Source organism: Acinetobacter sp. Res13-Abat-PEC15-P4-01 (assembly GCF_015676285.1).
GTDB classification, from domain to species: Bacteria; Pseudomonadota; Gammaproteobacteria; order Pseudomonadales; family Moraxellaceae; genus Acinetobacter; species Acinetobacter nematophilus.
Window position 1 is genome coordinate 88,609 of sequence record NZ_JADAIN010000020.1, and the last position, 12,334, is coordinate 100,942.

The following is a 12,334-nucleotide window of genomic DNA, read 5'->3' on the forward strand; positions in this document are numbered from 1 at the left end:
AGCCATAAACGAGGCACTATAATATTAATTGCTAAAAACAAACAATCGATATCAGTGAGATAAGAGATTATTCTCTAATCTGTATTTCACCCCAATAAATTATAGTATGACCCATACATATAATGGTAAAACACAAAAGGTCTATGCAAACAATCTTGGTTTAAGTTTCAGGGGATAAAAATGTTGCCAAGTATCTAAAAGACAGGAAAATTTCCTGGATCTTTAGTGCATACTTGGCTTGCTGGCAGGACATGTAAATCTTATTTTAGCTTTGTATCTACATTTACCCATTGTGCATCTCTTTTATATTTAAAAGCCATATTTTTATTATGGAAATAAACTTCATTTGATGATGGCGCAAAGATTTTAATGAAAAAGATAGTAATACATAAAGTATAAATTTGGAGCAAGTTATACATAAAATATCTATCTATACATTCTGAAAAAATGATAAACACATAAGTTTATATATCTAAATTATTTTTTAATTTTGGTCAATTTTTTTAAATGGTTCTATGCGAAAAAAATTAAACTTATTCTCTAGTTCACCTTTATTTATTTGAATTGTGTGGATTTACATGTGAATTTTAAAGTAAATCAACAATCACAACTTAAAAAGCAATATTGCTTGTTTTTAGTTAGAGTAAAAAAAATCACATAAAATTATCATAAAATAATATTTTATTATAATTTTATGATACTTTTAAACGTGAGCCACACTGCTTAGATGGCTCATATGTTTCTTACTTAATAAAAGGTATATATAAATGGCTAAAATTGACTTAACACCATTAGCAGATATTGACGGATTTACGGCTTCAGCGCTTGTTGATTGTACAAGTGGTCTTTCACTGGCGGCTCAAGGAACGGGAATTGATTTAGAGCTTGCAGCGGCGGGAAATACTGAGGTTCTACGTGCGAAAATGAAAACTGCTGATGCACTGAACTTAAAAGATACGATCGATGATATTTTGATTACCCTAGGTAAACAGTATCATTTACTTAGACCGCTAGAGAAAAACAGTGATTTATTTTTATATTTAGTATTGGATCGTCAAAAATCTAATTTAGCGATGGCAAGGCATGAACTTAGAATTTTTGAAAAAGAACTAGATTTCTCTTAAAAATAGAGACTTGGCTATTGCTTCGCGTTGTTGTGATAGCCTTTTGTGTTAATTTTAGTTTTTAAATTAGAATATTTGATAATAATCACAATAATTTATGATCGATTTATCATTTAAGTATAAAGATTGGATAAATAAGTTATTTTAAATCAAATGTATATATGTTATTTTGTGTGATTGTCTAGATAAAAAATTGTTATTGAAAATCTTTCAAATATTATTACAATTCTATTTCGAAGAAATTTAAGGAAATGGGGTATGGAAAATAAAACGGCAAGGTTAACAATTTTGATCGATCCAAATAAAAAAGAAGCCTTTGAAGAATTATGTAATCGTCAAGACTTAAAACCATCTCAAGTCGTTCGCCAATTAATTCGTGAATATTTAGAAAAACATGGTGTTGAATATTCCACTAAATCCTCAATTGTAAAAAAATAATAAATTATATGTTTTATGAGACGGTAGATGAGGATTGAGCAGTATAGTCTTGGTAACAGGTCTGCTTAATCTTTATTGGCTTATAAAAATATGAAAATTCAAAATATGAGAACTTATAAGATATTGATCATTTTTTTGATTTTGATTGTATTCGGCGGCGCAGGGTTGATGCTTAAGGGGGAATTTCCTTTATCGCATACGGGACATATTGAATCTGAATGTTTCGGTATAAATGTCCCAGAAAAAGTAAAATATACCCAGTCGAGAGCTTATTGTCTGTGTTTTAAACAGCACTTAAATTTCAGTAATGTAAAAGACACGGAACATAACTGCATTATCGACGTAGTTCATCACTAATTTTAGACCACTTGTAAAGAAGTTCAATAAAATGATTACAATCAGTGGTGCTATCCGTAACTTAGCTTTATCGATTAAAAAGAGTTCACTGAGTGGATGATTATCCCGGCATTTTTTCTGTTTTTGAGAGCTAAGTTTGATGTATGGGGGGATGTCTTATATTGAATAATTTCTTAACCAAGGTCTGAAAAAAATAATTTTTTTAAATGCTGTTAAAATTCAAATTGATTTTTGTCCTCTAATCTTAATTTTTAAAAGACTGAAAATTGATCATTAATTTGACTGATCTATTATCTGCGAATTTCAAAATAATTCAATTTTAAAATCGCTGTAATCATGTTGAATAATGTTACTACGTCTTGAACATGATCAAAGTTCTGCCTATATTATAACTACAGTAGATCGATAAGATGCTACGAAGTAGTTGGACAGATCAATGACAGCTTATTGAATTTGTGACTCCAGTTCAAATAAAAAATAAGCACTAGCTTTCCAACATTGAAAAGCTCACAGAAATGTGGGCTTTTTCATTTTGAAATCTAATGAAATAATTAAGATAAATAAAAATTACACAAAATATTCAAAGTAATGTATTGTTTTAAAATAAAAAAATAGACAAATGTTGCAATTCTTTAACATTGCCATAAAATCTAACAACTTCATCAGAAATTTTATTCAATGTCATGCTATAAGAAAAACAGTATATAAAAAGAGGATTGAAAAATGTCTGAAATGATTACAGTCAGGGTGAAGGATCAATATAGTAATGAATTGAATGCGATGGCATGTTTAAACAAATTACAAGCAGGTGAAGATGCTGAAAATTTATCCTTGTTTCAAAAAATTGATCATATAGTGGTAGATGGTGAAAAAATATTGCCAAGTATCGAATTACTGTTTGAGAGCAAAGAAAGCGATAGTATTTATCGTATCATTGAACAAGTAAGTTAATTTTGAGTCAGCCTAAATATGTGACAAATAAGAGATGTGTTGGATGAATTCATCCAACACATTTTTATTCAATCCAAGCGGAAAAGTTCTAAAACTGAAAGCAAATACTCGATCGCTATTAAACGAAATTAAGCTTTTGTAAAATGATCAAGAACAACAGCAACCAAATGATAAAGGGCTAAGCGGTCTCGATTGGCTTGGACAACAGCACGTCTTTCAATTCTTAAATGGTCTTTAAGTGATCCAGATTGGTAACTTTCTACCAATACATGTTGTGAGGACATTGGATCATCTTTGATACGTAAATCTCTTTTATGTTTGATGTTAGATACTGCCGTCAAGCACTGTTCAAAAGTGGAATGGAAATTTGAAAGTGCTAATGCTGTCTGATTGGTCGATTTGGTAATATAAGTCGTCATAATTGTGTAATTATTTGAACAAGTTAGCTGAGTGTTTATTGTACATTCTGGTGGGGGAATAGACAATTTGATTTTGTAAAAAATAATAAGGCATTATTGATTTTAATTAAATTAATAAATAATATCAGTAGGATAAGTTTGAGATGTGTGAATATGCATGATATTTGATTTTAGCCATGAAAATATTTTATTTCGACATCGTAACGTCGAAGTTCATTCTGTAATTGTTGAATAAATTGGGTCAGTAAAGCAGATTCTAACTCTAAATTCAGCGTTTGCATCGAAGAATGATCATCATATTCAATCGCGATGACACGCCAGATCTGATCATTATCCGTATTCTGAATAACAAATCTACGAACCTGTTGATGATTATGATGCTGTGTTGGAATAACAAAGCTTATGGCAAGTTGTGTGCATGAAACAAGCGCTGGAGTTAAAAATGTAATCACCCAGTTTCCAACTTTACTCAGATATCGTGGGTTATCATCAATATCAAATTCAATGTAATGGCTCATCGGCATCTCAATATTCCAAAAAAGTAGCGTTATATCGTTAAATCGAAATTGAGTAGATTCGGCAAAAGTCTTAGTAATTTAAATAATTTAATTTTAATTTTCATAAGTATTTATTATTTAATATTATTTTGAAAAAAAGATAAATCTATTTAGATTAAAAAAGACTTAGAATGACCTTAAAAACACTTAATTTTGCCATTCTAAGGGGGTAAATCTTGATACTCATCTAATACATGTAAAGTTTTGAAAATTAAGATGATTGTAAGTGGTGCAAGGCATGATTAATTTGTTGCATGGCTTGATTTAACTCAAGAGGCGAAATTCTGGACTCCTGTAATGCGGTAATCCATTGCATTTGGCAAAGCTTAATATCGCGGATGGATTTAGCCTGCTGAATCTGTATCACCAATTGTTTAGTCATGAGGCCACAATGGGTTTGTAGTAGATGAGCCATTTTGTATTTAATTTCATCAAAACTGATAGGGATCAGGTCGGATTTATTTTCCTTAAGGTCTTCTTGCTGTGGTTTTTGATCTTTGGCTGGCTCATTGTCGTGAATCGGGGGTTTTGGAAATGTTTCTGTTATTTTTTCACTGATGCTAATTGAGGAAATAATATTTTCTTTTGTGGATTGAGTTATTGTTGTTTGAGCCAAAATTGGTTTTTGCTCGCTGTCTGTTGAAACTGAAGTGTTTCCTACTGTCAGGGAATTATTATTTGTTTTGCCCTCAGATTGTGCATTGTCCTGAAAAATCAACCCAAGTTCTTCTAATTGTTGAATCAGTTCAGGGGTAGCCAAGCGTTGTTTTAAACTATTATTCAAGATTTTAAAATCATCCGTACCAATCAGGAGTAATAACTGTCTTTGACGAGCATTAAGTTGAAATGACCGCTGTTTTAATGCCTGAATTCCCAAGTCAGTTTTAAAATATTGATCCATGAGTCAAGTTATTCCCCAATAAATTGACCCAAGGATAAAGAATGAAAATTACACTAATATGACTTTCTTGTTACAAATCACAAGGTTAAATTGTGATCAGATTTGCGTTTTCTAGGGCTTTGCGCAAATAAGGGTCTAAATCCTCTTGACGCAATAACCATTGCACATAGTCTGAAGGTAATTCTGTAATTGCAGTACCACGGTGTTTACCAAAGTTGATTGTTCTTGGTATACGTGCATCTTCAGAGGTTTCATAGAGTTCTTCTAGTGTCTGAATTTTTAAATGATGAATAATGTGCATTAAAATATTGGCTGTTAAAATAATATCTGCATCTGCGCGATGGGCACTTTTCAGCATTTCACGTGCTTTTTCACTGCCTTTACTGATCATATAAATCAATGCAGAAATATTATGGGCTTCAGCATCTGGCCACACTAACCGAGCTAGCGCCAGCGTACAAATCGCTTTGATTTTTGAGGTATCTACACCACATTGCTCAATTGTACGGATATCATAATCAATATTATGACCAATGACATATGTGGTTTCATGTGGAAGTTCGAAGTCAGAAAAGTTGGGTTGTCCTGCAATATCTGCTTCTAAAATATGGTGCACCGCCATAGATGCAAAAGAAATTTTTTCATTGCCTATGCTATAAAGCTGATCAAATATTTGACTGCGATCTAAACTGAGTTTTCCTGCTTCAATCTGAATGGGTGCATAAGCAATTTCAATAGGTAAACCATTGAGTGTATGCGTTTCTGTATCTAAAATAATGGCTTGCATCTTTGTTCCTTCACCGATTTGAACAGGAGATTTTAGTACCCTAGCTTTTTTAAGCATTGAATACAATTTAAAGTTATTGAAAAGTATGTTTTGACTGGATTTTGATTGGATCTCAACCAGGCGTGTTTTTCTATAGAGGATTGGGCTATTAAAATATAAATGACAGCCCTGATTTGCGAACACCATCATCATTTATTTAAATATTTGTAAAGAAATTTTTAAATTCAATCTATTGATCGCTTTATTTTAGAATCATGATATTTTTTTAATATATTGATATTTATATGATTTTAAATATACCACATCATTTTTTAGAGTAATTTCTAATGATTTTTAAATCATGCTTGTTAATTTTTTTAATATAAGCGCTATATTGTAGATGATATAAATCCTTGGGTTATGTAATACGCTGCTGCGGACGGTAAATCATGCGATGCATTGCTTCTTTGGTAGATCAATATGCAACAATGTTTAGGTTGGGTTTAGGCTGGCAACTACGAAGTTGAGTTGAAGTGAAGATGCATGGCATCAAATTACCAGAGGTGTGACTGAATGAAATAAACTTCGAAATTCAGGGCAATCAAATTCATACACATGGAGCAATATTGAATAATTTTACCGAGCTAAGCAAACTTCATAAGCTATGCCTTAAATTTAAGTTGTTCGGGCGAGTCTTAATTTTCAAATCGTTGTACACCAAAACCGTTCGAGAAATAACTTGAGTCAATCTATTTATAGTGAAATTTTTAAAATAATTAAATGAATCGAGTAAGTATTTAACAGATCATGGCATATTAACTTACTATTGTTGATCCTTATTTTGCGATAAAATCTGCGTTGCTAAAGTAAAATGAAATTGAAATTTTAAACGAATCTTTCAACTACTTTTATATTGATTTTATCAATAATCCTCTCCCCGTAATTTTAAATTTTTATATTCTTCAGGGTATTACAAAACATATTGCAGCTTACATAACCTGACGCCATTATTGACGAATTATTCAGTTGATTTAGCCCTTAAAAATAATGATCAAAAGACTTGCCTAACATATTTTTTTGACGTATTGATTAAACAATGATACGTGTTCAATCGTATACATTTAAAATATTGTGTTTAAGGATAAATCACATGAAAAAAAAATTATTGACAGTATTAATTCTAAGTTCTGGGATCGCTTTAACAGCATGTAATAACGGTGGTGGAGGGGGTTCATCAGGATCTCCTCCAAATAATACAGATGTCAACACCATTGCCAACCCTGTAGTCGGTACCCCAAGTGCCTATATCAAAACAGACTTTTCTGCTGTGGCAACGGACAGTGTCGTGATGACCTATAAAATGAAAGGTATTAATGGTACCGAAGTTCAGGCAACGTCCTTAGTCTTTACACCAAAAACAGCAGCACCAGCGGGTGGCTGGCCAATCGTAGCCTGGGCACATGGAACAACTGGAGTGGCAGATTCATGTGCGCCAAGTCGTAACGTGATGAATGATTACATCAAAGACATGATTTCTAAGTTTCTTGCAGCAGGCTATGTAGTGGTCGCACCGGATTACGAAGGATTGGGTGAGCCTGGCGGAAAAGAATTACATCCATTCTTAAATTTAAAAAGTGAAGCATATTCAATCACTGATGCTGTCGTGGCAACACGCAGTTGGTTAGGCAGCAAAGCTTCCAAACAATGGGTGACAGTCGGCCATTCTCAAGGTGGTCAAGCTGCATTAGGTGCTGCGCAATATGCTGCACGCGCAGATCTAGACTATAAAGGTACTGTCGCAGTTGCACCTGCTTCGCAATTGAAATTAATCCTGAGTGCTGGAAATTTTTCAGTTGAAAATGCAACACCACCGCAGCAGATACCTGTTTATGCCTCTTTGGATACGTTTACTGCTTTAATTGCTGCGGGCTTACGCAATACAAACTCGACTTTGGACTATAGCCAAGTATTTAAAGTACCAACGGATGCAATTGCTAAAAATGCTGAATCAGTTTGTTATGATATGCTGGGACTGCAATTTGCAGGAGCAATGACAAAATATGCTATCACCAATGGAACATTGAAAAATTATCCAAGAACAACCGATAACTTTACGACCTTGCCCGTCGTACAAAAATTCCTGGAAGTGGATTCACAACCCCTACAGGTTCAAGTCAAAACACCTGTTGTGATTTATCAGGGTGGGGCAGATACCACTGTACCTCAGATTGCAACAGATACTTTATATGGAACAGCGAAAGCGTTTGGTACACAAGTCAGTTATATTACCAATCCTACTTGGGATCATAGTAAGGCCTATGCTCTAAATATCGATAATATTGTTGCAGACGTAAAGGGTATGTTTGCAGCGAAGTAAGTGTTTAAAACGCCTACCCTCAAAAAATGACTGATGTTTTAGACATCAGTCATTTTTATTTCAAACAGAGTAAACTTCATTCTGTTTAATTACGAACTTCATGCTACAATACGCGCAATCTTAGCACGGCTTAAAAGCCCTAATTCATAGGACCTCGCTAATGTTCGCCAATATCTCTATTTCTGAATTTGATCCAGAAATCGCACAAGCAATTTCTCAAGAAGATGCCCGTCAAGAAGCACATATTGAATTGATTGCATCTGAAAACTATTGCTCACCTGCAGTAATGGAAGCACAAGGATCAAAACTCACTAACAAATATGCCGAAGGTTATCCTGGTAAACGCTATTATGGCGGTTGTGAATACGTAGACGTGATCGAACAATTGGCGATCGATCGTGCTAAAGCATTATTTGGTGCTGACTATGCTAACGTACAACCACATGCAGGTTCTCAAGCAAACTCAGCAGTCTACCTTGCTCTTTTAAACCCAGGCGATACTGTTTTAGGTATGAGCCTGGCACATGGCGGTCACTTGACCCACGGAGCAAAAGTAAGCTTCTCTGGTAAAACTTATAATGCAGTGCAATATGGTTTAAACCCAGAAACTGGTGAAATTGACTACGAAGAAGTTGAACGTTTGGCAGTAGAACACAAGCCTCGCATGATCGTTGCGGGTTTCTCTGCATATAGCCAAATCGTAGACTGGCAACGTTTCCGTGATATCGCGGATAAAGTTGGTGCATACTTATTTGTAGATATGGCACATGTTGCTGGTTTAGTGGCTGCTGGTGTATATCCAAGCCCAGTACAAATTGCTGATGTAACCACAACGACTACACATAAAACTTTACGTGGTCCACGTTCTGGTTTGATCCTTGCTAAGGCTAATGAAGAGATTGAGAAAAAACTTCAATCTGCTGTATTCCCTGGTAACCAAGGTGGTCCTTTGGTTCATGCTGTTGCTGCAAAAGCAATTTGCTTTAAAGAAGCAATGACACCTGAATATAAAGAATATCAGAAACAAGTGGTTGTTAATGCTAAAGCGATGGCTGAAGTGTTAATTTCACGAGGTTATGATGTTGTTTCTGGCGGCACAGAAAACCATTTATTCTTGTTGTCTTTAATTAAACAAGATGTGACAGGTAAAGATGCCGATGCATGGTTAGGTGCAGCCCATATTACAGTAAACAAAAATGCTGTACCAAATGATCCGCGTTCTCCATTCGTCACTTCAGGTATCCGTATTGGTACGCCTGCTGTAACAACACGTGGTTTTGGTGAAGCAGAAGTACGTGATTTAGCCGGTTGGATTGCAGACATCTTGGATTCAAAAGGTGATGAAGCTGTGATCAAAGCAGTACAAGCCAAAGTAGAGGCGGTATGTGCTAAATTCCCAGTTTATGCAAAATAAGCATTAACTTGAGAAAGCCTCCTCTCAAGGGGGCTTTTTTTATGGTTGCATAAAAACCAATATATTTGATTAAATATCTGTTATAAAAGAAATAGATGATTAAAAATTTGAATATCTAAACAGATCACTTGCTGTATAAAACGTCATCCGCAAGAGAATTGATGTATAACTGTGAGATCAGCTTTATCAATACGATTGTGGTAATGCAATAGCGCAAAGGAATTTGGTACATGACTAAACCCAATATTATTATTTCAGAACAGGACTTACATCGTTTGGAAACGATGTTGGAACATCAGTCAAAATTGACGATCACCATGCAGCATCTAGAAGATGAATTAGCCCGTGCAGAAGTTGTTGCACCTCACGCTGTACCTGCTAATGTTGTGACCATGAATGCCAAGGTACTGATCACTATTGCACCATCGACAGAAGCAACTGAAATCACATTGGTTTATCCGCATGATTTCCGTGGTGATAAAGGTCAGGTCAATGTTGTTGCTCCTGTTGGAGCCGCTATATTGGGCTTAGCTGAAGGGCAAGAAATTGAGTGGCCCCAACCCGATGGGCATTTGATGAAAGTTAAAATTGAGAAAGTACTGTATCAGCCAGAACGTGAAGGCGATTATCTTTAGCCTATGCTGAATGCGCAAGTAGAAAATAAAAGCCCAGTCAGCACTGGGCTTTTATTTTACTGTTGAAAACAGAAGATTAAAAACCAGAAGTTCTGCCTTTGCTCGGATATTTAAATTGATGTTGAACATCCAGTTTATAGCTTTGCTTTGGATTAAGATCTACTTGCCATAAGTTAATATTCGGTTGTCCATTCCATTGGGTTGCTGTAGGGGCAATACTGTAAGTGGATTGAGTGGTCAGTTTTCCATTTTGACTCTGTGGTTCAGATTCAAAAATAGTGACCTGAATAGGATAACTATGTAGGTTCTGCACGGAATATTGTTGTTTCTGTATGGTTTCTGACTGTGTTCCTTTGACAGGGTTTTTCTTGTCGGACAAATCAGTGACTTTAATTTGGATTTGATCATCTGTACCGAAGCTCATTTGTAAGTTTTCATCTGTACTGTTGTTCCAAGTTCTTTGTCCAATATAGTCGCCGTCACGGTAGAGTTTGACTATCCCCGAAGGCCAATTTTGGTCCAGTTTTGCAATTTCAGCATTGATCGTCGCCTGGGTACTATTTTTAGGGATTACCCATACCGAAAGCTTTGCTGCATATTGTTCTGTGCTTAAAGGTAAGAATATTTGCTGCTGGCTACTTGGGATGGAGGCTTTGGTTTCTGAACGAAATTCAGTACTAAAGTTTAAATCAGCCGCTTGGAATTGTGGGAATTGCGGTGGGGCTTTTTGGGCACGTTTTTCTTTTTTATCAACACTCATTTCAGCCATCGTGATTGGTGCTGGCGCAACAGCATAAAGCGGGCGTACAACAGGTTCTGGCTCAAAATAATTGACCCACCATTGCTGTGGTTGAATTTGTTGAACATAGTTTTGCGGTGTCGCCGTAGACAGCGATAATTTCACATTGTTCCAGTCTTCTCCCGTTTTTTGAGCAATCATTGCCATACGTGTTAACTTGATTTGTTTAGTCAGCGTATTCAATTCAGCTTTATAAATCGGTTGCCAACGCGCATAAGGCACCATATAACTGATTTTGATTTCACCTCGCTGTGGTGCATTGACATAAAATTTAAGGGTTCTTTGATTAAATTCACTGTCACCAATCGCACCTAAATCTTGTTCCAGCTCCTCCAAACGCTGTTCAAGTTTTTCTTTTTCAGTCTTTGCTTGATCAATGGCGATAAAAGCTTCATAAGCTTGCTTACGGATTTTAGGTGCAGAACCTTCGGTCACATTGCCCAAGAATTTATTTTGTAGTTCAGCCGCTTGAATAATTGAATTTTGTTCTGAAATTTTCTTTTTAATCGCGTCGATTTGGTCTCGTAACTGTGAAGATTCATTGCCAGCAGGTTTATTCAATGCACTGTCAGTGTGAGAAACTGCATTGACCTCGATATTGGTGCTTTGATATTGCAGTTGGTCGATATTGAAATTTGCAGCCAGCCCACTTAAAGTCACCAATTGCTCACCAGATTGTACAGGAATGCTTCGTTCAATTTTCGCCAGTGTCGGGTACAGAGTGACTTGCTGGATCGGAGAACTGGATAAGTTAAGTGCAAAGCTATAAGTCGAAGGCAGACAGAGTAAGCTAAATTTTAGCGCAGTTTTTATATTCATTTATGCTTGTCCTGAAATCATTACAATTGATTTTAATGTACAAAATGTAGCAGAAACCAAAATAAATCAAAACGAAAATAGTAAAGCTGTACTAAAAAAAGCTCAATCTTTGCAGTGATTTATTGTAGTTAACCTATTTGATAATTATTCAGTATGTTAAAGCGTCTTTAATTTTGATTGATTTTTCAACTAATTTTCAACATTTTTAAGATCAACTCAAACAAAATTAAAAATTTCAGTTACACTGAGTCATCCAAAAACGGAAGGGGTGAACCTTGAAACAATCATGCGCAATACGGGACCAGAAATTTCCTCCTGAATTAAAAACATGGTTGTTTGCACAGGGTTCCCTGACCCAGCAGCTGACAGATGCTGCAGGTGGCGTTTTTAAAGTCCAGCCCATTCAAGAGCATTATCAAAGAATGACCTTGTTGGATAGTCAATGGATGTCAATGCCTCACCAACATACTTCATGGGTACGAGAAAGTTACCTATACGGTTGTGAAGCGCAACCATGGGTCAAGGCAAAAAGTATTTTTCCTATCTTGAGTATTCATCGCAAAGCCCGCTTGTTTAAACATATTCGGACCAAGCCGATTGGAAAATTTTTATTCCAAAGAACGAATCCCTTATGTGAGAGACGTGTTTTAAAATTAGCAGAAGGCTGGACACGTCAAAGTTGTTATACTTGGCATGGTTGTAAATTTATAGTTCAAGAAACCTTTTTACCTGCTTTTGAGCAATTTTTACAACAACAGAATATTTCAAAATAGTGTA

General features: G+C 35.3%; 12 protein-coding genes. 7 read left to right on the plus strand and 5 right to left on the minus strand.

The window, feature by feature from the left end; genetic code table 11:
* The first annotated feature begins 767 nt into the window (after positions 1-767).
* From IMO47_RS07505 to IMO47_RS07515, 3 genes are all read left to right on the plus strand, one after another.
* Complete coding sequence (locus tag IMO47_RS07505; RefSeq protein WP_004831574.1) at positions 768-1,124, plus strand: hypothetical protein; 357 nt, start codon at positions 768-770, stop codon at positions 1,122-1,124.
* A gap of 258 nt (positions 1,125-1,382) precedes the next feature.
* Positions 1,383-1,562 (plus strand): ribbon-helix-helix protein, CopG family, encoded by a 180-nt coding sequence (locus IMO47_RS07510; protein WP_196076856.1) that lies wholly within the window; start codon positions 1,383-1,385, stop codon positions 1,560-1,562.
* A gap of 1,080 nt (positions 1,563-2,642) precedes the next feature.
* A complete protein-coding gene (locus IMO47_RS07515) occupies positions 2,643-2,870 on the plus strand; it encodes a hypothetical protein (protein WP_196076857.1) in 228 nt (75 codons plus the stop codon).
* A 128-nt stretch (positions 2,871-2,998) separates the two neighbouring features.
* On the opposite strand, the gene IMO47_RS07520 is transcribed toward IMO47_RS07515, so the two are convergent.
* The 4 genes from IMO47_RS07520 to IMO47_RS07535 all read right to left on the minus strand — a co-directional run bounded on the left by IMO47_RS07520 (position 2,999) and on the right by IMO47_RS07535 (position 5,534).
* Entirely contained in the window at positions 2,999-3,289 is a 291-nt protein-coding gene (locus IMO47_RS07520) for a hypothetical protein (RefSeq protein ID WP_196076858.1), read from the minus strand.
* A 170-nt stretch (positions 3,290-3,459) separates the two neighbouring features.
* The gene (locus tag IMO47_RS07525) at positions 3,460-3,807 is read right to left on the minus strand and encodes a hypothetical protein (RefSeq protein WP_196076374.1); all 348 of its coding nucleotides are present in this window, start codon (positions 3,805-3,807) and stop codon (positions 3,460-3,462) included.
* A gap of 250 nt (positions 3,808-4,057) precedes the next feature.
* Positions 4,058-4,630, minus strand: a complete 573-nt coding sequence (locus IMO47_RS07530) for a hypothetical protein (protein ID WP_227552404.1) — start codon at positions 4,628-4,630, stop codon at positions 4,058-4,060.
* Between the two features lie 202 nt (positions 4,631-4,832).
* Positions 4,833-5,534 (minus strand): 3'-5' exonuclease, encoded by a 702-nt coding sequence (locus IMO47_RS07535; RefSeq protein WP_196076376.1) that lies wholly within the window; start codon positions 5,532-5,534, stop codon positions 4,833-4,835.
* 1,129 nt (positions 5,535-6,663) lie between these two features.
* On the opposite strand from IMO47_RS07535, the gene IMO47_RS07540 reads away from it, so the two are divergent.
* The 3 genes from IMO47_RS07540 to rnk all read left to right on the plus strand — a co-directional run bounded on the left by IMO47_RS07540 (position 6,664) and on the right by rnk (position 9,939).
* A complete protein-coding gene (locus IMO47_RS07540) occupies positions 6,664-7,890 on the plus strand; it encodes an alpha/beta fold hydrolase (RefSeq protein WP_196075219.1) in 1,227 nt (408 codons plus the stop codon).
* Between the two features lie 160 nt (positions 7,891-8,050).
* Positions 8,051-9,304: a serine hydroxymethyltransferase gene (glyA, locus tag IMO47_RS07545; protein ID WP_196075220.1), complete on the plus strand. Its 1,254-nt coding sequence runs from the start codon at positions 8,051-8,053 to the stop codon at positions 9,302-9,304.
* 230 nt (positions 9,305-9,534) lie between these two features.
* Complete coding sequence (gene rnk, locus IMO47_RS07550; RefSeq protein WP_196075221.1) at positions 9,535-9,939, plus strand: nucleoside diphosphate kinase regulator; 405 nt, start codon at positions 9,535-9,537, stop codon at positions 9,937-9,939.
* 76 nt (positions 9,940-10,015) lie between these two features.
* Here rnk and IMO47_RS07555 read toward each other — a convergent pair whose 3' ends face one another.
* Positions 10,016-11,557: a DUF4139 domain-containing protein gene (locus IMO47_RS07555; RefSeq protein WP_196075222.1), complete on the minus strand. Its 1,542-nt coding sequence runs from the start codon at positions 11,555-11,557 to the stop codon at positions 10,016-10,018.
* A 275-nt stretch (positions 11,558-11,832) separates the two neighbouring features.
* On the opposite strand from IMO47_RS07555, the gene IMO47_RS07560 reads away from it, so the two are divergent.
* Complete coding sequence (locus tag IMO47_RS07560) at positions 11,833-12,330, plus strand: chorismate lyase (RefSeq protein WP_196075223.1); 498 nt, start codon at positions 11,833-11,835, stop codon at positions 12,328-12,330.
* Positions 12,331-12,334 lie beyond the last annotated feature (4 nt).